The 24,027-nt window shown below is 48.0% G+C and carries 19 protein-coding genes; 9 read left to right on the top strand and 10 right to left on the bottom strand.

Annotation, left to right across the window (positions count from 1 at the left end):
• Position 1 precedes the first annotated feature (1 nt).
• From HMPREF0658_RS07110 to HMPREF0658_RS07095, 4 genes are all read left to right on the top strand, one after another.
• Positions 2-529 carry a shikimate kinase gene (locus HMPREF0658_RS07110; protein ID WP_006949725.1) on the top strand — a complete coding sequence of 176 codons (528 nt, stop codon included), beginning with the start codon at positions 2-4 and terminating at the stop codon, positions 527-529.
• A gap of 21 nt (positions 530-550) precedes the next feature.
• The gene (speA, locus tag HMPREF0658_RS07105) at positions 551-2,443 is read left to right on the top strand and encodes a biosynthetic arginine decarboxylase (protein WP_006949724.1); all 1,893 of its coding nucleotides are present in this window, start codon (positions 551-553) and stop codon (positions 2,441-2,443) included.
• Between the two features lie 140 nt (positions 2,444-2,583).
• On the top strand, positions 2,584-3,096 hold the full coding sequence (locus HMPREF0658_RS07100) for an RNA polymerase sigma factor (protein WP_006949722.1): 513 nt from the start codon (positions 2,584-2,586) through the stop codon (positions 3,094-3,096).
• On the top strand, positions 3,086-3,562 hold the full coding sequence (locus tag HMPREF0658_RS07095; protein WP_006949721.1) for a hypothetical protein: 477 nt from the start codon (positions 3,086-3,088) through the stop codon (positions 3,560-3,562). Before HMPREF0658_RS07100 ends, HMPREF0658_RS07095 begins: the two co-directional genes overlap by 11 nt.
• Positions 3,563-3,739: 177 nt before the next feature.
• Here the strand turns inward: HMPREF0658_RS07095 and lgt are convergent, their stop codons facing one another.
• The 10 genes from lgt to kbl all read right to left on the bottom strand — a co-directional run bounded on the left by lgt (position 3,740) and on the right by kbl (position 16,432).
• Entirely contained in the window at positions 3,740-4,588 is an 849-nt protein-coding gene (gene lgt / locus HMPREF0658_RS07090; RefSeq protein WP_006949719.1) for a prolipoprotein diacylglyceryl transferase, read from the bottom strand.
• A gap of 27 nt (positions 4,589-4,615) precedes the next feature.
• Positions 4,616-5,716 (bottom strand): redox-regulated ATPase YchF, encoded by a 1,101-nt coding sequence (gene ychF / locus HMPREF0658_RS07085; RefSeq protein WP_006949718.1) that lies wholly within the window; start codon positions 5,714-5,716, stop codon positions 4,616-4,618.
• 102 nt (positions 5,717-5,818) lie between these two features.
• A complete protein-coding gene (gene nhaD / locus HMPREF0658_RS07080) occupies positions 5,819-7,174 on the bottom strand; it encodes a sodium:proton antiporter NhaD (protein ID WP_006949717.1) in 1,356 nt (451 codons plus the stop codon).
• A 1,293-nt stretch (positions 7,175-8,467) separates the two neighbouring features.
• Entirely contained in the window at positions 8,468-9,082 is a 615-nt protein-coding gene (locus HMPREF0658_RS07075) for a porin family protein (RefSeq protein ID WP_006949715.1), read from the bottom strand.
• A 37-nt stretch (positions 9,083-9,119) separates the two neighbouring features.
• Positions 9,120-10,151, bottom strand: coding sequence for a type IX secretion system ring subunit PorN/GldN (gene porN / locus HMPREF0658_RS07070; protein WP_006949714.1), 1,032 nt, complete (start codon positions 10,149-10,151; stop codon positions 9,120-9,122).
• 86 nt (positions 10,152-10,237) lie between these two features.
• On the bottom strand, positions 10,238-11,788 hold the full coding sequence (gene porM / locus HMPREF0658_RS07065) for a type IX secretion system motor protein PorM/GldM (protein WP_006949713.1): 1,551 nt from the start codon (positions 11,786-11,788) through the stop codon (positions 10,238-10,240).
• Between the two features lie 39 nt (positions 11,789-11,827).
• Positions 11,828-12,604, bottom strand: a complete 777-nt coding sequence (porL, locus tag HMPREF0658_RS07060; RefSeq protein ID WP_006949712.1) for a type IX secretion system motor protein PorL/GldL — start codon at positions 12,602-12,604, stop codon at positions 11,828-11,830.
• Positions 12,601-14,067, bottom strand: coding sequence for a T9SS ring complex lipoprotein PorK/GldK (gene porK, locus HMPREF0658_RS07055; RefSeq protein ID WP_006949711.1), 1,467 nt, complete (start codon positions 14,065-14,067; stop codon positions 12,601-12,603). Before porK ends, porL begins: the two co-directional genes overlap by 4 nt.
• 9 nt (positions 14,068-14,076) lie before the next feature.
• Positions 14,077-15,015, bottom strand: a complete 939-nt coding sequence (locus tag HMPREF0658_RS07050) for a PorP/SprF family type IX secretion system membrane protein (RefSeq protein WP_006949710.1) — start codon at positions 15,013-15,015, stop codon at positions 14,077-14,079.
• 229 nt (positions 15,016-15,244) lie between these two features.
• Positions 15,245-16,432 (bottom strand): glycine C-acetyltransferase, encoded by a 1,188-nt coding sequence (kbl, locus tag HMPREF0658_RS07045; protein ID WP_024990814.1) that lies wholly within the window; start codon positions 16,430-16,432, stop codon positions 15,245-15,247.
• Between the two features lie 180 nt (positions 16,433-16,612).
• On the opposite strand from kbl, the gene HMPREF0658_RS07040 reads away from it, so the two are divergent.
• From HMPREF0658_RS07040 to HMPREF0658_RS07020, 5 genes are all read left to right on the top strand, one after another.
• Positions 16,613-17,569: an NAD-dependent epimerase/dehydratase family protein gene (locus HMPREF0658_RS07040; protein WP_024990813.1), complete on the top strand. Its 957-nt coding sequence runs from the start codon at positions 16,613-16,615 to the stop codon at positions 17,567-17,569.
• Positions 17,570-17,959: 390 nt separating this feature from the next.
• Entirely contained in the window at positions 17,960-19,258 is a 1,299-nt protein-coding gene (locus HMPREF0658_RS07035) for a DUF2851 family protein (protein ID WP_006949704.1), read from the top strand.
• Positions 19,259-19,485: 227 nt separating this feature from the next.
• Positions 19,486-20,679: an FprA family A-type flavoprotein gene (locus HMPREF0658_RS07030; RefSeq protein WP_006949703.1), complete on the top strand. Its 1,194-nt coding sequence runs from the start codon at positions 19,486-19,488 to the stop codon at positions 20,677-20,679.
• 50 nt (positions 20,680-20,729) lie between these two features.
• Positions 20,730-21,914, top strand: coding sequence for a dicarboxylate/amino acid:cation symporter (locus HMPREF0658_RS07025; RefSeq protein WP_006949702.1), 1,185 nt, complete (start codon positions 20,730-20,732; stop codon positions 21,912-21,914).
• Positions 21,915-22,016: 102 nt separating this feature from the next.
• Positions 22,017-24,020: a helix-hairpin-helix domain-containing protein gene (locus HMPREF0658_RS07020; protein ID WP_006949701.1), complete on the top strand. Its 2,004-nt coding sequence runs from the start codon at positions 22,017-22,019 to the stop codon at positions 24,018-24,020.
• Positions 24,021-24,027: the final 7 nt, after the last annotated feature.

Here is a 24,027-nt window from a genome sequence, read left to right as displayed (position 1 = left end):
GATGAAGCGGATTATCCTTTTAGGATACATGGGCTCCGGCAAAACAACCATCGGCAAAGCGTTGTCTCTGGCCTTGAATATGCGCTTCTACGATCTCGATTGGTATATTGAAAACAGAATGCGGAAAACCATTGCCCATATCTTTTCCGAGAGAGGAGAAGAGGGATTTCGCAAGATAGAATACAATATGCTGCACGAAGTTTGCGAGTTTGAAGACGTTATCATCAGCTGCGGAGGCGGCACACCTTGCCACTTCGACAACATGGATTACATGAATCAACAAGGCGAAACGGTCTATCTGAAAGCCCTGCCCGAGGTGCTCTACGGACATCTCAGCATGGGACGGGTCGTAAGACCGCTATTGGGCGGTAAGACCCAAGGAGAGCTTCTCGCCCATATCCGCGAACATCTGGTGCAGCGCGAAACATTCTATCAAAAAGCAAAACATACGCTGGATGTCAGTCTGATGGATGATTACGAGAAAATAAAGATTTCCGTACAGAAACTAAGAAAAATACTCAATCTATAAACAACGATATTTTTAACAGATATGAAGAAATGGACGATTGAAGATGCCAAGGAACTTTACAACATCAACGGATGGGGTACCTCCTATTTTGGGGTCAATGACAAAGGCGACGTATACGTAACTCCGTGTAAGGACGATACGCAAATCGACCTGCGCGACGTGATGGACGAACTTGCCCTTCGCGATGTCTCTTCACCCGTTCTTCTGCGTTTCCCCGACATACTCGATAACAGAATCGAAAAAACGGCTTGCTGTTTCCAACGCGCCGCTAAGGAATACGACTATCAAGGCGAAAATTTCATCATCTATCCCATCAAGGTGAATCAGATGCAACCCGTGGTAGAAGAAATCATTTCTCACGGCCGAAAGTTCAATCTCGGGCTGGAAGCCGGCTCGAAGCCCGAACTTCACGCCGTCATTGCCGTGCAATGCCAAAGCGATTCGCTGATTATCTGCAACGGATATAAAGACCAAAGCTACATTGAATTAGCACTTTTGGCGCAAAAAATGGGCAAAAGAATCTTCATTGTCATCGAGAAACTCAATGAACTCGACATCATTGCACAGGCTGCCAAGAAACTGAACGTAAAGCCCAACATCGGTATTCGCATCAAACTCGCTTCCTCCGGTTCAGGCAAATGGGAAGAGAGTGGGGGCGATGCCAGCAAGTTCGGGCTCACCAGCAGCGAACTCCTTCAGGCACTCGACACCATGGAGAAGAAAGGATTGCACGATTGTCTCAAGCTCATACATTTCCATATAGGCTCTCAGGTCACCAAGATACGCCATATACAAACAGCCCTTCGCGAAGCATCTCAATTCTATATACAACTCCATAAGTTAGGCTATGATGTTGAATTCGTAGATTGCGGAGGCGGATTGGGCGTAGATTACGACGGCACAAGGTCTCCCAACAGTGAAAGCTCTGTGAATTACTCCATTCAAGAGTATGTGAACGACTGCTTGTACACCTTCATCGAAGCGGCCAACGCTAACGGAATCAAGCATCCTAACGTAATTACCGAGAGTGGACGCTCGCTTACAGCCCATCACAGCGTATTGATTATCGACGTGTTGGAGACGGCTTCGCTACCTCAAATGCCAGAGGCTTTCGAGCCGTCTGAAAAAGACCACAAACTTGTCAAAGACCTTTACGAGATTTGGGACAATCTGAACCCCCGCTCCATGCTCGAAGATTGGCATGATGCAGAGCAGATACGAGAAGAAGCACTCGACCTTTTCAGCCACGGTATCGTAAATCTTCAAACACGAGCAGAAATAGAAAGCATGTATTGGAGTGTGTGTCGGGAAATCAATGCCTTAGCCAAGACACTGAAACATGTACCGGAAGAACTGAAAAGCCTCGACAAATTGTTGGCCGATAAGTATTTTTGCAACTTCTCTCTCTTTCAATCTCTACCCGACTCTTGGGCTATCGACCAGCTCTTCCCTATCGTTCCCATCCAACGGCTGGATGAGAGACCCACACGAAGTGCTACCCTTCAAGACATTACCTGCGACAGTGATGGGAAAATAGCCAACTTTGTCACCAACAGACATATCTCCCATATCCTTCCCGTTCATGCCCTGCGCAAGAGCGAACCCTACTATTTAGGTGTCTTCCTCGTGGGTGCTTATCAAGAGATACTCGGCGATATGCACAACCTTTTCGGTGATACCAACGCCGTACATATCTCCGTGAAAGACGGGAAATATACCATCGACCAAATCATCGACGGGGAAACTGTAGAAGAAGTGCTCGACTACGTGCAATACAACCCTAAGAAATTAGTGCGCCAACTCGAAATATGGGTTACCAAAAGCGTAAAGCAGGGACGTATTTCGCTCGAAGAAGGAAAGGAGTTCCTTTCCAATTATCGCTCCGGTCTCTATGGCTATACCTATCTCGAATAAACCTCTGTCCCTTTCGGATACCGCTTTTCCGGCTTCCGAAAGGGACTTTCCTTTCCCCCTTCGCCTGCTTAACGAAAGTTAAAACTTTACTGTTCGCGTAACTTTCACCCCACTTCAATCGTCACCCATACAGAGAGAAGATGAAACCTATCAGTTTTCGGAACGATGTGTTGCCACTCAAAAACCAGTTGTTTAGGCTGGCTCTCCGCATCACACTCAACCATGCGGAGGCAGAAGACATTGTACAAGACACACTGATAAAGGTATGGAGCAAGCGCGATTCATGGCATGAGATAGAGTCGATAGAGGCTTTCAGTCTTACGATATGTCGCCATCTGTCGCTTGACAGAATCAAACGGCAAAGCCATCATAATGAGTCGCTCGACAGCCGACATATTTCCGAGCCCGCCGCATCTTCCAATCCGTATGACCAAACCTCGCAGAGAGACAGTATAGAACTTGTCAGACAGCTCATCAACGCATTGCCCGAGAAACAACGCAGCTGCATACAACTGCGCGACTTTGAAGGAAAAAGCTACAAAGAGATAGCCCAAACGCTCGAAATCAGCGAAGAACAAGTAAAAATAAGCATCTTTCGCGCAAGGCAAGTCATCAAAAATAAATTTCAACAAGCAGACGATTATGGACTATAAATACATTGAACAGTTATTAGAACGCTATTGGAGCGCACAAACCTCTCTCGAAGAGGAAGCCATCCTCCGTGCGTTCTTTAGCCAAGACAGCATACCGGAAAAGTTGCTGCCGTATAAGTCTCTCTTTGTTTATCAGCAGACAGAGACCAAGACCGACATACTGAACGATGATTTCGACCGTAAGATACTGCGTCACATCGACGAACCGGTAGAAGTAAAAGCGCGTGTCGTTTCCATCACGCAGCAACTCAAACCACTCTTCAAAGCAGCTGCCATTGTAGCGATTGTCCTCACATTGGGCAATGCGGCACAAGTGCCTTTCCAGCAAACGCACAAAGCTGACCCTGCTAACGCTGTCTCCGGTTATGGCAAGAGTGCAAGAGGCATACCTGTTGCCTTGGGCGATTCGGCTGCAACCGATACGCTCCGCCAAGGTGTCCAACCTGAAATGCCCCTTATCAAATAGAATTTTTCAATGCTTTCTCTATAACAACATGTTTAGTAAAACGAAACAGAGGCTGTGAAGCCTCTTTTCTCTCTGATTTTCATGACATACCAACTTAGAGAGGGAACCGTTATTCTGTCAAGAATAGCGGTTCCTGTTTTTTTCCTCCCATTTGGTCGTGAGGTCGGTTGGAGGGTATCAATGACCGTGCGTTTCCGCCTTTTTCCTCCCTCGCATGCAATACAATCCTAAGATAATAAAGGGAATGCTGAGAATCTGTCCCATATTGATGGGCATACCCGACTCAAACGCTACCTGTATATCTTTCGTGTATTCAATAAAGAAACGGAAAGTGAAGATGAGCGTCAGGCAAAGCCCGAAGAAGAAACCTGTTCCCACTTTCTGTGGCTGCCGGCGATAGATGATAAGGCCGACGATGAAAAACAAAGCGTAAGCCAATGCTTCATAAAGTTGTCCGGGGTGTCGGGGCACGTGGTCTACTCTCTCGAAAATAAACGCCCAAGGCACGTTTGTTACCTTTCCGATGATTTCACTGTTCATCAGATTGCCTAACCTGATAAAGCAGGCCGCTATGGGCGTGGCTATAGCAATGTCGTCTAATACCGTCCAAAGGTTGAGCCTCGTCTTCTTCACATACAGATACAACGCCAACATCAGTCCCAAAGTACCACCGTGAGAGGCAAAACCCTCATAGCCGATAAACCGCCATCCGCCCTCGGGAAGGAAGCGGACAGGCAGGATAATCTCTGCCACGTGTTGCCAACTCGACAGAAAATACTGCGGGTCATAGAAGAGACAGTGCCCCAAGCGCGCACCGGCAAGAATGCCGACGAAGCAATAGATAAAGAGCGGATCGAAGAGTTCATCTTTGATTCGCTGCTGTTTATACAGACGCTTCACAATGAAGTAAGCAGCAATCAGCCCCGCCATCCAGCAAAGTGCATACCATCTGACGGAGAGAGGCCCCAGCTTAAAAGCCACAATAGAGGGGTCCCAAACGATGTAAAGCAAACTATTGAATATCATTTCGGTTGTCTTTAGCAATAAAACAGGTTATACATTGAAACGGAAATGCATAATATCGCCGTCTTGCACCACATAGTCTTTCCCCTCTATGCCTAAGCGTCCGGCCTCGCGCACGGCAGCCTCCGTACCATATTTTATATAGTCTTCATACTTGATGACTTCGGCTCTGATGAATCCTTTCTCAAAGTCGGTATGGATAACGCCGGCACATTGCGGGGCTTTCCAGCCTTTCCGATACGTCCAAGCCTTCACTTCCATCTCGCCGGCTGTAATGAATGTTTCGAGATTCAGCAAGCTGTAAGCCTTTTTGATGAGCCGGTTTACACCGCTCTCTGTCAGCCCCAACTCTTCGAGAAATAATTGTTTATCTTCGTAGGAGTCGAGTCCGGCGATGTCTTCTTCGGTCTTTCCCGCAATAATGAGTGTCTCCGCACCCTCCGTTTGGGCTGCTTCTTCCACACGCTGACTATACGCGTTACCTGTTTTAGCCGACGCCTCGTCTACATTACACACATAAAGCACGGGCTTAGCAGTAAGCAGAAACAGTTCGCGGGCTACTTTTTCTTCCTCCGGTGTATCGAAGTTCACGGTGCGGGCATTCTGCCCCTTGTCCAACGCTTCCTTATAGGCTGTGAGCACGGAAGCCATGACTTTCGCATCTTTATTTCCCGCAGCCGCCGCTTTCTGCTCCTTAGCCAGCCGGCTGTCAATCGTTTCCAAATCTTTCAACTGCAACTCCGTATCAATGATTTCCTTGTCTCTGATGGGGTCGATACTACCGTCTACATGCACGATATTTTCGTCGTCGAAGCATCGAAGCACATGGATAATGGCATCGGTTTCGCGTATATTGCCCAAAAACTTATTGCCCAATCCTTCTCCTTTGCTGGCTCCTTTCACCAAACCGGCGATGTCTACGATTTCGCAGGTTGCGGGAACAATGCGCCCGGGGTGAACGAGTTCGGCCAAACGGGTAAGCCGTTCGTCCGGCACAGTTATCACTCCCACATTGGGTTCAATCGTACAAAAAGGGAAATTGGCCGCCTGTGCTTTTGCACTCGATAGGCAGTTGAAGAGCGTGGACTTACCTACATTGGGCAATCCTACAATACCACACTTTAATGACATTTCTTTATTTCTAATTGGAATCTTTGCTACAAAGGTAGTGTAAAATGGGAGAAATGCAAAGAAAACCCACCCCTTTTCGCTTGGCAGGATACACGCAAAAGGTCAGAAGACGAAAGAGCGAATCATTCCATACGACACCATACCTGCCAGATACCCAATAAAAGCCACCCATGTAACATGCTTCAGATACCAACCGAAAGTGATTCGTTCCAATCCCATCACCACAACGCCGGCGGCACTGCCGATGATAAGCATCGACCCTCCTACGCCCGCACAGTAAGCAAGCAACTGCCAGAAGATACCATCTACGGCCATATCGCCCACAGCCGCTGTGGCATACATACCCATACAGCCCGCTACAAGGGGCACGTTGTCCACAATACTTGAGATAACACCAATGATACCTGTCACCAGATAGTGGTTGCCTTGCGAGAAAGCATCCAGCCCTTTGCCTAACGAAGTCAACACCCCGACCTCCTCTAAGCAGGCTACAGCCATCAGAATACCAAGGAAGAACAGGATAGTAGACATATCTATCTTCGCCAACAGATGGCTTACGCGCTTTGAAAAACTATGCTCGTCGAGGTGGGCCTTGCGATAGAAAACCTCTGTAACCGTCCATAGAATGCCCAAAACTAACAGAATACCCATAAACGGAGGCAGATTCGTGAGATAACGAAATACAGGCACGAAGACCAGACCGCCTACGCCGAGAGTGAAAAGAATACGCCGCTGCAACTCATTAAACTCATCGGCAACCACTGCACTGCCTTTCTGTTGAGGTTCGGGAAGCTCGCCTTTCAAACTGTATTGCATGATGATGAGCGGCACCATCATCGACACAAGCGAGGGCACAAACACCTCTTTGATAACGCCTGCGGTTGTTATCTTGTTGCCAATCCACAGCATGATGGTTGTCACATCACCAATAGGAGAAAATGCACCACCCGAGTTGGCTGCAAGAATCACAAGCGAGGCATAGATGATACGGTCGTTGCGGTCGTGTACGAGCTTGCGTAACACCATAATCATCACGATACTCGTGGTGAGATTATCCAAGATAGCAGAGAGAAAAAACGTCATGAACGCGACACGCCAAAGCAGTGTTCGTTTGCTCTTCGTTTTCAGTAAATCACGTACAAAGTTGAATCCGCCGTGGGAATCCACAATCTCAACGATGGTCATCGCGCCCATCAGAAAGAATAATGTCTCGGCTGTTGCCCCAAGATGATGGGTCAACGTTCCGCTCACATGCGACAAAAGTCCCGCCGCTCCACCGGCATAGGAAGGGTCGGCACTCATCACATAGCTCAACGGGTCTATCATGAAAAGCGTCCAGCAAGCCACACACATGAGCAGGGCAATGGCGGCTTTGTTTACCTTCAGTCCGCTCTCAAAAGCGATACAAGCGTATCCGAGCACGAATACGGCAATGATGGAAATGGTTAGAAAAGTCATAAGTTGAAATCGTTGGTTTCAGTTTCTGCGCGGCAAAGGTAGCAATTAAATTTTTATTGCCATTCTTCTTAGAAATGAATTTTGCCGTGTGAAGCAAAGACAAGGTACGATACATCCTTATCAAGCATCTATATAGAATGAAATAAAAGGGTCTTTCGCACCTCCAGCGCTCACCTTTTTTGCTCCTTTCTACCCAAGGCGTTGCCTTGGGCTATTATCTATCGCACTTACAGCGCTCCATTTTGTGGCGTTCTCTTACCCAAGGCGTTGCCTTGGGCTGACATGTTTCGCGCTTACAGCGCTTACCTTTCGATTATCAAAAACATATAGTCGAGATTTCCACCGTCCCTTACTTTCCCCACTCATAAAGCAGGAGTAAGCTCTGAAGGAGCGTAATATATCAGCCCAGCGCATAGCGCTGGGTATATGATGTTCCCCTAAATGGAGCGCTGTAAGTGCGACACATCTTTATCAAACATCTATTTGAAAATGAAAGAAAATGGTCTTTCGCACTTTGCCTTTGCTTCGCACGGCGAACTTCGTTTCAGCGCTTGGCATTTTCTCTACCCAAGGCGATGCCTTGGGCTGACAGCTTACGCACCTCCAGCGCTTACCTTTCAATCATCAAGGGTATGTAGTTGCGATTTCCACCGTCCCTTACTTTCCCCACTTATAAAGCAGGAGTAAGCTCTGAAAGAGCGTAAGATGTCAGCCCAGCGCATAGCGCTGGGTATATGATGTTCCCCTAAATGGAGCGCTGTAAGTGCGATACATTTTTATCAAACATCTATTTGAAAATGAAAGAAAAGGGTCTTTCGCGTCTTCAGCACTCACCTTTTTTGCACCATTTACCCAAGGCGCTGACTTGACTTTAATCTCTTTTGTACCTCAGGTGCTTACCTCTCAAATATCAAAAGCTATGCTCTGACGCTTTCAAAGCATAGCTTTGACGTGATAAGAGCTATCGTTTGGCACGCTAAAAGGATAGCTCTTAGAAACGCTCTGCTATCTTGCTGTATTTCAATGCGTAAGCACCGATGAAGGAACTGCTTGTAAGGAAATCCGTCACAAGCTGTCGGAGTGCTTCTTCGTCGTGCCTTTCCGATGTCCGGACACTTTGCTTTTGAAACGTTAAATGGATGGAACGATATACGTGAATGGGGTTGAAGAATCTGCATAAAGCCCCAAAGGGGGCGATAGATAAGCGAGTTCTCCTGCACCGAACGTATGCAACAAGATGAAAAAAGAGGACTTCCACTTAGGAAATCCTCTTGTTATCAACCCGAGAAAGAGTTAGAAATAATAGGTGCCGGAGAGCTGCCAAGCATTGTTGCGCCCTCTTACCTTCTCCTTGATACCGGTGTCTATTCTCACCTCTCCGGTCTTTCCACACACGATATTGTAACCGGCTGCCACCTGTAAGTGCTTCGCCAAGATGGCACCTGCACCGATATTGATGCTGAAATTAGATGTTTCCAACCGCCAATCGGCCGCATCTTTTACCAACGTTTGCTTTTTATCGCCGATATTAAAGCCGAACTGCGGACCGGCAAAAGCAAAGATACCGGCGTTATCACCGAAACCTATACCATAGCGCAGGTTGATGGATATCTTTATAGACTCTTGGCTAATGGTCTTACTCATGTTTACATCCGAGTCCTTAAGTTTGGCATCACGATGGTCGTAAAGTGCCGAAATGTCGCATCCTATGCCGATAACAGGCATGCCTATCTTCAGTGTAGGGCCGACAAAATAGCCCAAACGGTTGGAAGCATCCACAACATTTCTGCTCATAGACATCTGCGAGACGTTTATACCCGCTTTGATTCCGAACTTTACTTGGGCACGGGCGGTTGATACCGAACATAGTGCCAAGGCTATCAATGCCATTTGAATAGTCTTTTTCATATGAATTATTATTTAGTAGTTGGATAATGTGGGTCGGTTAATGTCTTTGTCGGCGCACTGAAACACGGGGTGTAGCAGAGGTAGAACGGGGAGCAGATGTCTTCTTCGTGCTCTTCGCTACCGTCTTTGTCTCTGTGTCTTTGACCGTGCGCCGCGCTTTTTTTACCACCTTTTCTTTTACTCCCGACCGTGCAATACTATCGAGAGAATCTTTGCGGACGGGATCTCCCCAAATGTTCTTTTCAAACGTTGAGAGTTGTTGCTCTATGCGTTGCCGAGCTGCTGTCATGGCAGTGTCGGTGGGATATTCCTGTGCCAATGTTTTCCCCAACATGTTGGTGGTCTTATATATTTTTCCTTTATACTGATGTTTGGTAAAATAGTCGTCCATACTCATTGTGGCAGCATTGTTTAAATTGCTGGTCATCATGGTCTGCTTGCTAAGAAACGGTGCCAAATCTTCATATTTTACCCAGAATAAAGGATACTTGGTTGTGCCTTCGCCGAAGTCGTCCTCACGGCTCATAATCGGGCAAAGAGCGATGACTTGGGTATGAAACGTGGCCGTATGCTGGTCATAATAGACACTCTCTTTGATGTAATAAGACTTTACTTCACGAGAGGGAATATCGCTGTTGTCCAGCTTGATGCGTCCGTCTCTACGCTCATAATAGATATGATAGTTGTCTAAGAAAGCCAAAGGCTTAACGCGCGAAGAATCGTTGAACAGCTCATTGCCGTCGAGACGATACTGATAAGCCCGTATGTTGCCTGTCATCATGAGCTTGAAGATATAGGTAAACAAGTTCATCCGTGAGTCCACGGGTTCTACGGGATAATACAGGCCGGCATTGGGACTGTCCTCTAAATTGATTTCACGATAGATATCGCGCCGCCAAGCTACATCTTCGGGCATCGACGGGCTGACGGGGAACTCGATACGGGCACGGGTAGTAACATTCCCGGCATTAGACTTTTGCTGCTGTTCTGCCCGCCTCCTTGCCGCCGGCTGTGCATAGGCTACCTGTACAAGACAGGCTATCGTTAGTATGAACAAGATACGTTTCATTATTCTATGTATTTCTTTTTCGTTAGAGAATAGGCTTTCAAATACTTGATTCGTCGGCCTTTATCCTTTTATTTCTCGTCTTCTGCTCATCGGAGAACCACCTCCATTGCAGCGGAAAGACGTCTTGAGATGCCATCCGGCCCAACTGCATTGACATGGGTGATATAGAATCGCTTATTGCGGGATAAGGTTCGGAACGTTTCCCGCTGACGGTCTGAGAACTGAGAGCCGTTGCTCACCATCGGAACAGCATTGCCCATATTGTCGAAAAACACGGCTTCAAACCCTGTAACACGAAACTCTATGTCTAAAAGACCATCGTCAATAGCCGCTTTTATGCCTGTGACGGACATGAGGTTGGCCTTTGTCAGTGCACCGCCTTTAAACCTCGATGTGCCCAAAGCTAAGTAAGGAGTGGGGTCGGGCAGCTTTCTGACATGGAAAACGAACTGTCCCATTTGCTGCATATGTCCTGTCTGGGTAGACGAAACCGTTATCTTCACGTCGTGACCAACGGCAGAGGGGCGTGCAATATATCGGCCGGGACCTGTAGGTTGCAGTGTACCGCCGGTCATGGAAGCCGACACTTTATTCAAAGGAACTCCCGGAATACTGATTGAAAGCGGATTGCTGTAACCGGCATAGAGCACGTTCATGAGGTCGGCAGATACCGTTGCGCTCGGTTCTACCACAGTATAAGGCTGCGAAAAGTTACGTTTGAGGGTCTCGCCACTTCCGTTTTGCACTGCGATATATCCGCTTAGATTGAATTCTCCGGTACGTCCGGCGATGAATTCATAGGTGTTGTTGCGCAAATTCACTGCCCGTCCGCCGATAAAAATCTGAGGTCTCATGGTGGTATCGATAGCCGCCATAACGATTTGAGCAGAGAATTTGTCGCCTCGGACAACGGTTTTGGCATTGGGAATGACCAACGCGCTGAGTTGATTCACTCGTATATCTTTCAAATCGATGTTAGCCACCAGCGTATGAAGCACCTCTCCCTCGGCGTAGCGAACATCGCTTTGCAGTTTCGACAGCAGTGTAATGGCCGCAGCCACAGGCATGTCTTCAAAGTGATACTCTTGCCAATTCTTGCCCATTGTGTGGGCTTTGGCGGGAAGTCGGGTGCTCAGATTATCGGTGATAATCTGCCTTTGACGGGCATCGGTCACCATTTTCAGGATACGTTCTCTGTAAGAATTAATGGCATTAAATAGCTTTTTACCCTGTCCTGTGCCAGGGGCTAACATCACATGGCTGGCCGCTTCGAGGTCTTCTTTATTCTGAATATTGCGCAAATCGGCCTCTTGTCCGTCGGCCTCTCTAACTATCTGCCACTTCAAAGCTTGGGCAAAGTCGAACAAAGAATCGCTCATCTGCTTCACGAAGGTCGCCTTTTCAAACCATTCCTTTACTTTTTGCGGGTTTGATTTCAGCTGATTGGCGAAGTCGCTGTATAGCGCGGCATTCTCTTTCGACGAGTTCTCTGTGGTTCGGTTGAGGCTTTCTTCAACAATAGAGAAGCCGTTGAGCACCTCTGGAGAGACGTTCAATGCAAGCATTGCCATAAGGACGACATACATCAGGTTTATCATCTTCTGGCGTGGAGATATGGGTCTTTTCTTTATGGCCATAGGTTTTTCTTACTATCGGCAGAGCAGCGACATTACGGTTTATAAGGTATCGACAGGTTGCCCCTGAGTGGTGGCACGCATGTTGACGGTCATGGCCTCTATCATACGTGTATAGATGCGGTTCAACTGCTCGATTTGCTGCGCCATCTTGGTGCTCTGTTCGTTGATTTGGTCTATCGTTCCTATCTGTCGGCTGGCACCTTTGAGTTGCATTTCGTATATCTTACAGATACCGGTCAGCGTGCGGTTGAGGTTTTCCATCTCCTCGCTGTCGGTTGTAAGGCGCTGACTTTGTTCGCTCACCTTTGCCAACATTTCAGTCAGTCGGTTGAGTTCTGCCACATAATTGCTTGTTGCCTGTTCCATTTCAGGCGTGATTTGCTGCTGTCGCTGCACAGCCTCTATCGTGTCGGATGTCGGTTGCAACACTTCGGGTGCAGAACTCGAAGCACTTGTTGCAGCAATTACTGTGGGACGGGAAGTGGGCTTTTCTGGTGCCACCGCTTCCACCTTATTATATACAACTTGCCCTGTTTCCATGTATTCTTCGGTGATATGCGTGGGCAGTTCTTTGCCTTCTTGTGTTTTATCGAAAGGTCTGTCGAACGCGGAGAGGAAGAACACCACCACTTCTGTTCCCATTCCAAGAAACAACATGATATTTGCGCCGGGCAGATGGGTAAGTTTAAAGAGCGTTCCAAGTATCACAACGGAGGCTCCCCAACTATAGGCATAGTTCAAAAAGGTTTGCCCGGGTACGCTGTCCATCCACCTTTGGAGGTGGTAAACGATGTTAAACTTGCTGTATTCTGTCATTTTCTTCCTTTTTTTAAGTGTTTTTGTTTGGTGCTGGAAGAGCTTGCCAAGCTGCGTACACATCTGAAACCGATGTATGAACGGGGCTGATTCTGGTACTCCCATGTGCGCCATGCCGAGCGGATATACGACTCCGGGTCTTTCCACGAGCCGCCTCTTACGCTTTTCTTCTTCAAGTTATAGGGGTCTTCTTTTGCCGCATTGTACTTTAATTGAGGGTTTAAATCGTTCATGGCATCCACCCCCGATTCGGTATAAACAGTGCTTGTCCACTCCGCTACGTTACCGGCCATGTCGTAAAGGCCGTTTGTGTTGGGTGAAAAAATGCCCACTTTGCTGGTTATCAGATTACCATCCTTGGTATAATTGCCACGGTCGGGCTTGAAGTTAGCATAGAAGCATCCCTCTCCGTTCTTTACGTTTTCATTTTCCCAAGGGAACTCCGTACCGTTCTTTCCTCGTGCGGCATACTCCCATTCGGCTTCTGTGGGCAGACGATAACGCTGCACATAACGCGCCTCACGTCCCAAACCAGCCAATAAATAGTCTGTTCGCCATGCACAAAAGGCATTGGCTTGTTCCCACGTTACACCCACAACAGGGTAATCATTGTAAGTAGGATTGCTGAAATAGTTACGCAGATAGGTTTCGTTATCAGAGTTTTTAAAGTCGTTTACCCAACAAGTTGTGTCGGGATACACGTTTACAATATACGTATTGAGGAAGTCCCACGGGCCGGAAAGCGGCCTGTCAATGGTTTGTCTCACAATTCTTCCCTCATCATCTACGAATGCCGTATCTTTGGAAATCATCACAACATCGTCCGGATTGGCAGTGAAGTCGGTATTCAAGTTACGTTCTTCAGGGTTCAGACGATTGCGGCGAAGGGCTGCCGTGGTATAGTCGTACACCTCATATCTGTAATTCAACTGCCGCCAATCTATGAGTTTTTCGCCTGTAACGGGATTGGTTACATAGAGACTCTCTATCGCCCGCAATGCGTTTTCATCGGGTTTGCGGGGTAAGGGCTTACGCCAATTCAGATGAGGAGTGACCGGATTACCGAACTTATCTTCGGTTATTTTATATGATTCATCGCCTCCATAGGCCGGATCGGCGAGCCTTTCACGCAAGATACTATCGCGAACCCAGTTTACAAACTGCTTGTATTTGGAATTGGTAACCTCCGTTTCATCCATCCAAAAGCCGTCTACAGAGATATCTTTCACAGGAGTCTGACGTCCCCAAAGGCTGTCTTGACGGCTCATACCCATCCTTATATATCCTCGTTTCACCATAACCATGCCGTAAGGGGCAGGTTCTGTAAACGGCTTACCTGTCCCTACACCGGTTACTTCGCCTCCTCCGCCACTCGAAAGCAGTGATTTCCCGCCGAAACAGCCCGTCAGCAAGAGTGCCGAAGCCAAGAGGCAGAGTAAGGGAAAGCCTTTTCTTATTTTCATATCTTATTGTTAAAGTATTCTTACACTTTGATGTTTATTGCGCCCTTTCTTAGCGATATCGATGTCCATCATATAACTTACAAAGAGTTCATGGCTGCCATTACCCGGATGAAGGGTAGAGGTGTACATCTCGTAGCTGTACCCCACGTGCACGCTATGAAAGCTACCACCCACAAGAACGGTAACAGAACGGGTGGGACTGTAGCCCAATCCGCCATACAGAAACCTGTTCTCGGTCTGGTAAACCAACCGTCCCGTGATGTCAGCCCTATGGGTCGTGCCGTCGGTACGCAAGAGAACGGTAGGTAGTATTTTAAGAAACGGGTTTCTTAACTTTATATTGTATCCTCCCGTTAAATAATAAACAGGCGTTATTTTCAACTCATTGTTGGTTCCGAGCTGAGGAGTGGGTGTATTGATGTGCAGTGCCGAAAGGCCGGCATACCACGTTCGATACCTATAATAGAGCCCCAACGCCATATCGAAGCTGCTTCCGTTTACCTGCATCGTGGGCAAAGCAGGGTCGTTTTGTTGACCTGCATCGAGGCGGGATCCATCGAATGTTTCGCCTAAAAAGCCTAACTGTGCGCCCAAGGCTAAGGTTCCGCCCCATAGAGGTTGATGGAACGCATATTGCAAGGTGATGCGTTGATGGGTAAACAGACCGATTTTATCGCTCATAAACGAAGCACCGGCACCATGATTTGCATTCAACAGCCTGAAAGGAGCATCGGCAGCAAGGTATGCTGTGCGTGGATTATGCTCGAATCCCGTGAAGTCAGAGGCATACGCTCCCGTGATATTGAGCTTCGATTCCTTACCGGCTGCCGCGGGATTGAAAGCCGTTTCCATGTCGAAATAGTGGCTGAATGCCACTTCATACTGTGCCTTTGCACCAGCAGAGACCAGCAACCAAACGGTAATTATATGGACAATACGTTTCAACACATAAGAGATAACGCCCTCTTTTCGCTTTTATTGTAAAACAGCGCGAAGCATCCTGCATTTTCATCTCTCGTTTTTCATGTCCTTATATAAATAAGGTGTGAAAATGTTTGACAAGGCAGGCGTATAAAAGCAACGAGGAACAAGGGTATCTTCCGACACCCTTTTCCCCGTATTGGTTTTGCTTTCAGGTATTGCAAAGATTGTTTGCGACACCTTAGAAACTGTCGGTTTACGACAATACTTTCAGTTCTTTACCCACTTTGATGAAAGCCGCAATACACTTGTCGAGCTGTTCGCGGTTGTGGCCGGCAGAGAGTTGAACGCGTATGCGGGCTTCTCCTTTCGGCACAACAGGATAGTAGAAACCTGTTACATAGATGCCCTCTTCCAGCATCTTGGCAGCATACACCTGCGAGAGTTTGGCATCGTAGAGCATCACGGCACAGATAGCACTCTGCGTAGGCTTGATATCGAAACCTGCGGCCATCATCTTCTCGCGGAAATAATTCACATTTTCCACCAATCGGTCGTGCAGTTCGTTGCTTTCTTTCAGCATCTTAAACACCTCGATACTTGCGCCGATGATACATGGAGCCAAAGAGTTGGAGAACAGATAGGGGCGACTTCTCTGCCTGAGAAGGTCGATAATCTCCTTTCGTCCCGTAGTGAATCCACCCAAAGCGCCGCCGAATGCCTTGCCCAATGTTCCCGTATAAATGTCTATGCGACCGTAAGTCTTGCACAACTCGCTCACTCCGTGACCCGTAGCTCCTACCACTCCGGCCGAGTGAGACTCGTCTACCATCACGAGCGCATCATACTTTTCTGCCAAATCACATATCTTATCCATCGGTGCTACGTTGCCATCCATGGAGAAAACTCCATCAGTACAAATGATGCGGAAGCGCTGTTGCTGCGCTTCTTGCAGACATTTCTCCAACTCGGCCATATCTGCATTGGCATAGCGATACCGTTTTGCTTTGCACAAACGCACACCATCAATGATAGAGGCGTGGTTCAATGAGTCTGAAATAATCGCATCTTCTTCTGTGAAAAGCGGCTCAAACACACCGCCATTGGCATCGAAACACGCCGCATAAAGTATGGTATCTTCTGTTCGGAAGTACTCGGAAATGGCCTTTTCCAACTCCTTATGACTGTCTTGTGTGCCGCAGATAAAACGCACCGATGACATACCGAATCCTCTGGTTTCCATCATTTTGCGAGCTCCTTCTATCAATCTCGGGTGATTGGAGAGCCCTAAGTAGTTGTTTGCACAAAAGTTCAGCACTTCTTTTCCCTTTACTCGGATAGCCGCCTGTTGCGCACTTTCTATGATGCGTTCTTCCTTATAAAGTCCGGCTTCCTTGATTTCAGCCAGTGTACGGCTGAGGTGTTCTTTCATTTTTCCATACATAAGATTTAAAATTTTGTGGGTTATTGATGCAAAGTAAGTGATAATTTTTGAGACCACCGTGATTTGATTACGTTTTTTAAAACCACATTTCACTTTTAAACTATTTTAATTCCCGATCTTCATAATTTAGCGAAAAAAGTGCTTATTTTGCAGACAAATTCTATCTTATCTCTATTTTATATGAAAAATATTTTAGTTATCGGCTCAACAGGGCAAATCGGTTCTGAGCTGACAAACGAGTTACGAAAACGTTATGGCAATGACCATGTTGTAGCAGGTTACATCCACGGGGCTGAGCCTACCGGCGAATTGAAAGACGGAGGCCCGTCGGCTGTGGCCGATGTGACCGACCCTCAGGGTATTGCAACTGTGGTACGCGACCATCATATCGATACCATCTACAACTTGGCAGCCCTCCTTTCCGTCGTTGCAGAATCCAAACCACGCTTAGCATGGAAAGTGGGCGTAGACGGATTGTGGAACATTCTCGAGGTGGCACGTGAGCAGCAATGCGCCGTTTTCACACCCAGCTCCATCGGTTCGTTTGGCATCGATACCCCCCATGATAAGACTCCGCAAGACACTATCCAACGTCCGTGCACCATCTATGGCGTTTCCAAGGTCACAACAGAGCTGCTCAGCAACTATTATTACAGCAAATACGGCGTGGATACGCGTGCTGTCCGCTTCCCCGGCCTCATCTCTTATAAGACGCTACCCGGCGGAGGAACCACCGACTACGCAGTAGACATCTATTACAGCGCGGTAAAAGGCGAGACATTTACTTGCCCTTTGCGCAAGGGAACCTATCTCGACATGATGTACATGCCCGACGCTTTGAATGCCGCCATTCAGCTGATGGAAGCCGACCCCTCGCGTTTGGTACATCGCAATGCGTTCAACATCGCCTCCATGAGCTTCGAACCGGAAGACATTTACCAAGCCATCAAACGTTATAAGCCCGATTTCAAAATGGTCTACGACGTGGATCCGCTCAAACAGGGCATTGCCGAAAGTTGGCCAAACAGCATGGACGACTCCTGCGCCCGTAAGGAATGGGATTGGAAACCCTCGTTCAACCTCGACAGCATGACCAAAGATATGCTGGAGAAATTGGCCATTAAACTCAACGTATAGATTGTTGTAATGCGCTCGCCCCACACCTGTCGCCCCATGGCAGACAGACGGGCAACACCGTCCTTGCATGCAACGAAGACACCGAACGTAACATCCTATTATACAATAGGATAGACAGCCGTTTCCAAAAGCTATGCTCTTACCCTTTTAAAACATAGCTTTTACGCCCTTGGAGCTTAGCTTTCACATGCTGAAAGCTAAGCTCTTTGCATTTCATTGCTCACCGCTCATTGCACAATGGCTGTTTGAGCGCTATCGCGCAGACAACAGACAAACGTAGGAAAGCAGGTCTCGTGCAGATTCCCGACTGAGCTTTTACCTTGTAAAACCTTTCCAAAGTCGAAAAAATATTGTAGCTTTGCCGAGAGAAGCCCTCAACATCTATACCCTATGGAGCAACTTCTGCACTATGTATGGAAACACAAACTCTTTCCGCTTCATGAGCTTTTTACCCACAACGGGCAAGCCGTGGACGTGATAGATACCGGCTTGCACAACACCGATGCAGGCCCCGACTTCTTCAATGCCAAAATAAGAATCGGCGACACGCTGTGGGTGGGTAACGTGGAAATTCACGACCGCCCCGACGATTGGTACCTGCATGACCATGAGAAAGATACGGCCTACGACAATGTGGTGCTGCACGTGGTGGGTGAAACGGGTGCTCCCGTCTTTACAAAAGCCGGTCGGGAACTGCCGCAACTCGTGCTTCCGATACCGGAAACCATTGCCCGCAACTATCGGGAGCTGATTGCCGAAGACCGCTTCCCTCCCTGCCACAGGCTTATTCCCTCGCTCAGCAGATTGACCCTACACAGCTGGATGGCCTCACTCCAAGCCGAACGATTGGAACGAAAGACAGCCGACATCCTGCAAAGACTCTCACAAGCCGGCGGCGATTGGGAGAAAACATATTTCGTTACCTTAGCACGCAACTTCGGCTTTGGTATCAACGGCGAGGCGTTTGAGCAGTGGGCATGGAACATTCCCTTGTCGGCGGCCGCACATCATCGCGACCATCAACAGCAAATAGAGGCTCTTTTTATGGGACAGGCCGGACTCCTGACACCTGAATCAGTGACGGAAAAACACAGAGAAGCAACCCTGACAGAAGAATATTTCTTACAGTTAAAGACGGAATACGCCTTTCTGACACGAAAATTCCATCTCTCGCCCATGTCGTTTAAGCTGTGGCGATTCCTCCGTTTACGTCCTCAAAACTTCCCATATCTGCGCATTGCCCAGCTTGCAGCACTCTACTGTAAACACCGGACGAGTTTGCGCAAACTGTTGGAATGTACCGATGTAAAAGCCTTGGAACAGCTCTTCGAAATTCATGTCTCGCCCTATTGGGAAACGCACTACAGCTTCGGCGCTGCCGGTACACGGCAACAGAAGCGGCTCTCGGCAGCCTCGCTCCGGCTGTTGCTCATCAACACCGCCATTCCCACCCTCTTTGCCTATGGTCGCAGCACGGCGCAAGAGGCATTATGCGTCCGTGCTTTCGACCTTCTCGACGGGTTACAAGCGGAAAACAACCATATCGTGAGGATGTGGAAAGCCTGCGGACTGACGGTGAAAACAGCTGCCGACAGTCAAGCACTTATACAATTAAAGCGCGAATATTGCGAGAAAAAAGACTGTCTAAGATGTCGCATCGGTTATGAGTACTTAAAACGGAAAGCATGACAGCTCTCCCGCCTTTCCGTCATGACCTATCTTTCACTGCCATAAAGAGAACCCGCGAGCGTGTCATTCGCAAGCAAACGCCTCCTCTCCCCACTCCTCCCGATTTCAGGAAGAAAAGCTAAAAATCCCCCGTTTTACTTTGTTCTTTCCCCATTTTTTCGGATATTTGCAGAAAGAATCACCCCGACTATCCCGACAACAACGACGTACCAACAAACCATATTGATATGAAAGAAATAGTAAACAAGGTATATTACGTAGGTGTAAACGACCGACACAAGGCTCTCTTCGAAGGTCTTTGGCCATTGCCGAACGGCGTTTCATACAATTCTTATCTCATTGATGACGACAAGGTCTGTTTAATCGACACGGTGGAAGTAGATTTCTTTGTGCAATTCATGGAGAATCTGCGCGAAGTAATCGGCAATCGACCCGTCGACTACATTGTTATCAATCACATGGAGCCCGACCATAGCGGTTCGTTGTCTCTCATACGAAAGTATTATCCCAATGTTCAGATTGTGGGAAACAAGAAGACTTTCGACATGCTCAAAGGTTTCTACGACATAGAAAGCGGAACGGTGGAGGTGAAAAACGGCGATACGCTGGAGTTAGGACACCACACTTTAAACTTCTTTATGACACCTATGGTGCATTGGCCGGAAACCATGATGACCCTCGACACTACTGCCGGAACACTTTTCTCGGGAGACGCTTTCGGATGTTTCGGGGCTTTGAACGGCGGCATCATCGACAAAGACATCGATTGCAGCTCATTCTGGTTGGAGATGGTACGCTACTATTCCAACATCGTAGGTAAGTATGGCACGCCCGTTCAGAATGCTTTGAAGAAACTGAAGGATGTTTCATTCGATTACATCTGTTCCACCCATGGCCCCATTTGGCATGAGCACATCGAGCGCGTCGTAAGCCTTTACGATGCCATGAGCAAGTATGAAACGGAAGAAGGCATTGTTATCTGCTACGGAACGATGTACGGCAATACCGAAAGAATGGCCGAAACAATAGCCTGTTCGGCAAGTGAGGCAGGCATCAAGAATATCGTTTTATACAATGTATCTAAGACCCACCACTCTTATATCATCAGAGATGTGTTCCGTTACAAAGCTCTTATCGTGGGCGCGCCTACCTATAATACGGGGCTTTACCACGAAATGGATGTTCTGCTCAGTGAGATGGCCAACAGAGACATCAAGCATCACCTCCTTGGATGGTTCGGAAGTTACGGTTGGGCGGGCAAAGCTGTGGCCAAGATAAAGGAATGGAACGACAACGAACTTCACTTTGAAGTCGTAGGAGAGCCTGTGGAAATGAAACTCGCGATGAATGATGAGGTAAAAAAACAATGTGAAGCATTGGGCAAGGCTGTAGCCGACAGACTTCTCGCAGATAGAAACTAACCATCGGGGGACGGGCTTTCACGGCTCGCCCCCTTTCTGATTGTCATACTATGAAAAAGGTAAAAATCGGACTTTTGGGACGTATTGTCATCGCCATCATCCTCGGTGTGGCCATGGGGTATGTGCTCCCGATGCCTTGGGTGCGGCTCTTTGTCACTTTCAACGGCATCTTTAGTCAGTTCTTGGGGTTCATGATACCCCTCATTATCGTAGGTCTTGTAACGCCGGCGATAGCTGAAATCGGTCATGGAGCAGGCAAGATGCTTCTTGTTACCGTAGCAATTGCGTATATAGATACTGTGGTGGCGGGCATGCTCTCTTATTTTACGGGGGCAGCATTCTTTCCTTCCCTCGTGAGCGCAAGCACCTCCGGACTTGCCGCCATGCAGAAATCAGCTCCTATCGAACCGTTTTTTACAGTCAATATACCAGCCATACTCGATGTCATGAGTGCCCTCGTGTTCTCTTTCATTGCAGGTTTAGGCATCGCATACGGCAATTTGAAGACCTTGAAGAACGCAAGCAATGAGTTCAAACACATCATAGAAAAAAGCATCGAACAAGCAATCATCCCCTTGTTGCCGCTGTATATCTTCGGTATCTTTCTCAATATGACCGTCAGCGGTGAAGCTTTCCGCATCATTAGTGTGTTTGCCACCATCATCGTAGTTATCTTTGCGCTTCATATCTTTGTGCTCCTCTACCAATATATTATAGCAGGTGCCATTGTGAAGAAGAACCCTTTTAAGCTGCTTTGGAACATGCGGTCGGCTTATCTCACAGCTCTCGGCACCTCATCGTCGGCCGCAACCATCCCCATCACTTTGAAACAAACTGTGAAGAACGGAGTTTCCGAAGGCGTGGCAGGCTTTACTATCCCCTTATGTGCTACGGTTCATCTCTCCGGATCTGCCATGAAAATCACTGCTTGCGCCTTTACCATCATGTTGTTGCAGGGCATGGAACACTCGTTTCCTCTCTTTCTGCACTTTGTAATGATACTTGCTATCTTTATGGTGGCAGCTCCGGGGGTGCCGGGAGGTGCTATCATGGCGGCGTTAGCTCCGCTTAGTTCCATCTTAGGCTTTGGAGCTGAGGAACAAGCACTCATGATTGCCCTCTATATAGCTATGGACAGCTTCGGTACAGCCTGTAATGTGACGGGCGACGGAGCCATCTCGCTCGTGGTAAACAGACTGTTTGCCAAACATAAAAGCGAAGCCGACAATAGCTGACGGCTTCGCTTCTACGCGCTGAAACCTTGGCTTCTCTGCCATAAGAAGCAAAGGCGGAATCTGCGTTTTATCACCTATCATACCTGAAAACGCTATCAACAGATGGATGGAATGAAAGCTCTCTTCGCCTTTCTACTGTTGCTCTTCGGAACAGGAGCCATGCGAGCACAAGACGAAAACGATTGGCAGACACTCTATCATGCACTGATGGAAACGGAAGAAGGTGCAGAGCCTGCTGATGAAACGGTGTATGAAGTGCTCTCCGATTTGGCCGATCATCCGCTGAACATCAACACCGCCACTCGCGAAGACTTAGAACGCATACCTTTCCTCAACAGCTTTCAGATTGCCGACATCATGGAATATCTGTACAAATACGGAGCCATGAAGACGCTGGATGAACTCATTCTCATTCCCTCTCTTGACCGGTTACAATGTCGGTTGCTTCCTTTCTTCTGCAGGGCAGGCAGCCGTGAGCGTCCGCCGCTACCCTCTTTGAGCAAGATATGGCAGTATGGACACAGCCAACTCTCCACAACCGCCCGCATACCGCTATACACTCGCCGAGGCGATAGGCAGGGTTTCTTAGGCTATCGCTACAGACACGACCTCAGATACCTATTCCGCTACACGCAGAAAGTGCAGTTAGGAATCGTCGGAGCACAAGATGCGGGCGAGCCGTTCTTTGATAGGGGCAACAGAAAAGGATATGATTTCTATTCGTTTTATTTGAGTTTACAAGACATCGGGCAATTAAAAGCCTTCACCATAGGTAGGTATCGCGTGTCGTTCGGTATGGGATTGGTGGCCAATACTGACTTCGGTATGGGTAAAACGATGATGTTGGCCATGTTAAGCAGAAGCCGTAACAGCATCAGAGGACACGCTTCACGCACCGAAGCTGACTATTTGCAGGGCGCAGCGGCAACAGTTACCCTCATGAAAGGCCTTGATGCGAGTTTGTTCCTATCCTATCGGGACATTGATGCTACGCTTTCTTCCGACGGCAGCACGATTTCTACTATATTGAAGACGGGCTATCATCGCACAACAACTGAAATGGAACGACACAACAATGCAACGCAATTCGTGGCAGGGACACACTTTCGCTATTTCAACAGCGGATTCCACGTAGGCGTTACAGGGCTTTTTACATCGTTCAACAAGCCATTGCGTCCCCATGTCGCACAGCTTTTCCGACAGCATCGACCATTGGGAAGACGATTCGAGAACGTCGGTCTCGACTACGGATACGCCACTTCGCGCATTCATCTCAATGGTGAGACGGCCATCACAGGCTGTGGCAACGTGGCAACGCTTAACTCCGCCACTGTCAAAGCTTCTTCCTCACTGTCGATAACTTTGCTTCAACGGTTTTATTCCTATCGGTATCAGGCTTTATTAAGCAGGAGTTTCAGCGACGGAGGTGTGGTTCAAAACGAAAGCGGCATATATATCAACACCCATTGGGATGCCTCTCGGCGGCTGTTGCTCGACTTTTATTCCGATTACGCTTACTTCCCGTGGCCTCGTTATCAAGCCTCCCGCGCCTCGCAGGCATGGGATGAGATGGCATCGGCCACGCTTTCGTATCGCGATTGGACGCTTTTCGCACGATACAGGCTGAGAATTCGGGAGAAAGATAACGAGCAGAAAACCGATCTGATTTGCCAAACAGAACATCGGGGACGCATCTATGCCACATGCGAAACCGACCGATGGAGCATAAAGACCCAAGCAGATATTGCGCTGACAAGCTACAAACGACGAAGCAACGGATGGATGTTTAATCAAACCGGCTCATTGATTGTTGCACCATGGCTCACGATACATGCCAACATCGGCTATTTCCATACCCGCGATTACCAAAGTCGCATCTATTTGTATGAGCATTCCATGCCCCGTACTTTCAGTTTCCTGTCATTTTATGGGCAAGGTATGCGCTACGCATTGTTTGTCTCTTCCACCCTCGGCACTCACTTCTCGTGGAAAGCAAAGGCAGGGGTTACCAACTATTTCGACCGCAACCACATCGGCAATGGTCTGCAGCGAATCGACCACAGCTCAATGGCCGATGTGGAAGTGCACCTGAAATATAAATTCTAAGATAAAT

This window comes from Hoylesella marshii DSM 16973 = JCM 13450 (genome assembly GCF_000146675.1).
In the GTDB taxonomy this organism is placed as follows: domain Bacteria; phylum Bacteroidota; class Bacteroidia; order Bacteroidales; family Bacteroidaceae; genus Prevotella; species Prevotella marshii.
The sequence above is the reverse complement of the archived record's forward strand: the minus strand, read 5'-3'. Positions and strand labels throughout refer to the sequence as shown.

Coding starts and splice junctions, on each gene's coding strand:
- HMPREF0658_RS07110 (WP_006949725.1), top strand. CDS start 2: ATGAAGCGGATTATCCTTTTAGGATACATGGGCTCCGGCAAAACAACC.
- speA (WP_006949724.1), top strand. CDS start 551: ATGAAGAAATGGACGATTGAAGATGCCAAGGAACTTTACAACATCAAC.
- HMPREF0658_RS07100 (WP_006949722.1), top strand. CDS start 2,584: ATGAAACCTATCAGTTTTCGGAACGATGTGTTGCCACTCAAAAACCAG.
- HMPREF0658_RS07095 (WP_006949721.1), top strand. CDS start 3,086: ATGGACTATAAATACATTGAACAGTTATTAGAACGCTATTGGAGCGCA.
- lgt (WP_006949719.1), bottom strand. CDS start 4,588: ATGATATTCAATAGTTTGCTTTACATCGTTTGGGACCCCTCTATTGTG.
- ychF (WP_006949718.1), bottom strand. CDS start 5,716: ATGTCATTAAAGTGTGGTATTGTAGGATTGCCCAATGTAGGTAAGTCC.
- nhaD (WP_006949717.1), bottom strand. CDS start 7,174: ATGACTTTTCTAACCATTTCCATCATTGCCGTATTCGTGCTCGGATAC.
- HMPREF0658_RS07075 (WP_006949715.1), bottom strand. CDS start 9,082: ATGAAAAAGACTATTCAAATGGCATTGATAGCCTTGGCACTATGTTCG.
- porN (WP_006949714.1), bottom strand. CDS start 10,151: ATGAAACGTATCTTGTTCATACTAACGATAGCCTGTCTTGTACAGGTA.
- porM (WP_006949713.1), bottom strand. CDS start 11,788: ATGGCCATAAAGAAAAGACCCATATCTCCACGCCAGAAGATGATAAAC.
- porL (WP_006949712.1), bottom strand. CDS start 12,604: ATGACAGAATACAGCAAGTTTAACATCGTTTACCACCTCCAAAGGTGG.
- porK (WP_006949711.1), bottom strand. CDS start 14,067: ATGAAAATAAGAAAAGGCTTTCCCTTACTCTGCCTCTTGGCTTCGGCA.
- kbl (WP_024990814.1), bottom strand. CDS start 16,432: ATGTATGGAAAAATGAAAGAACACCTCAGCCGTACACTGGCTGAAATC.
- HMPREF0658_RS07040 (WP_024990813.1), top strand. CDS start 16,613: ATGAAAAATATTTTAGTTATCGGCTCAACAGGGCAAATCGGTTCTGAG.
- HMPREF0658_RS07035 (WP_006949704.1), top strand. CDS start 17,960: ATGGAGCAACTTCTGCACTATGTATGGAAACACAAACTCTTTCCGCTT.
- HMPREF0658_RS07030 (WP_006949703.1), top strand. CDS start 19,486: ATGAAAGAAATAGTAAACAAGGTATATTACGTAGGTGTAAACGACCGA.
- HMPREF0658_RS07025 (WP_006949702.1), top strand. CDS start 20,730: ATGAAAAAGGTAAAAATCGGACTTTTGGGACGTATTGTCATCGCCATC.
- HMPREF0658_RS07020 (WP_006949701.1), top strand. CDS start 22,017: ATGGATGGAATGAAAGCTCTCTTCGCCTTTCTACTGTTGCTCTTCGGA.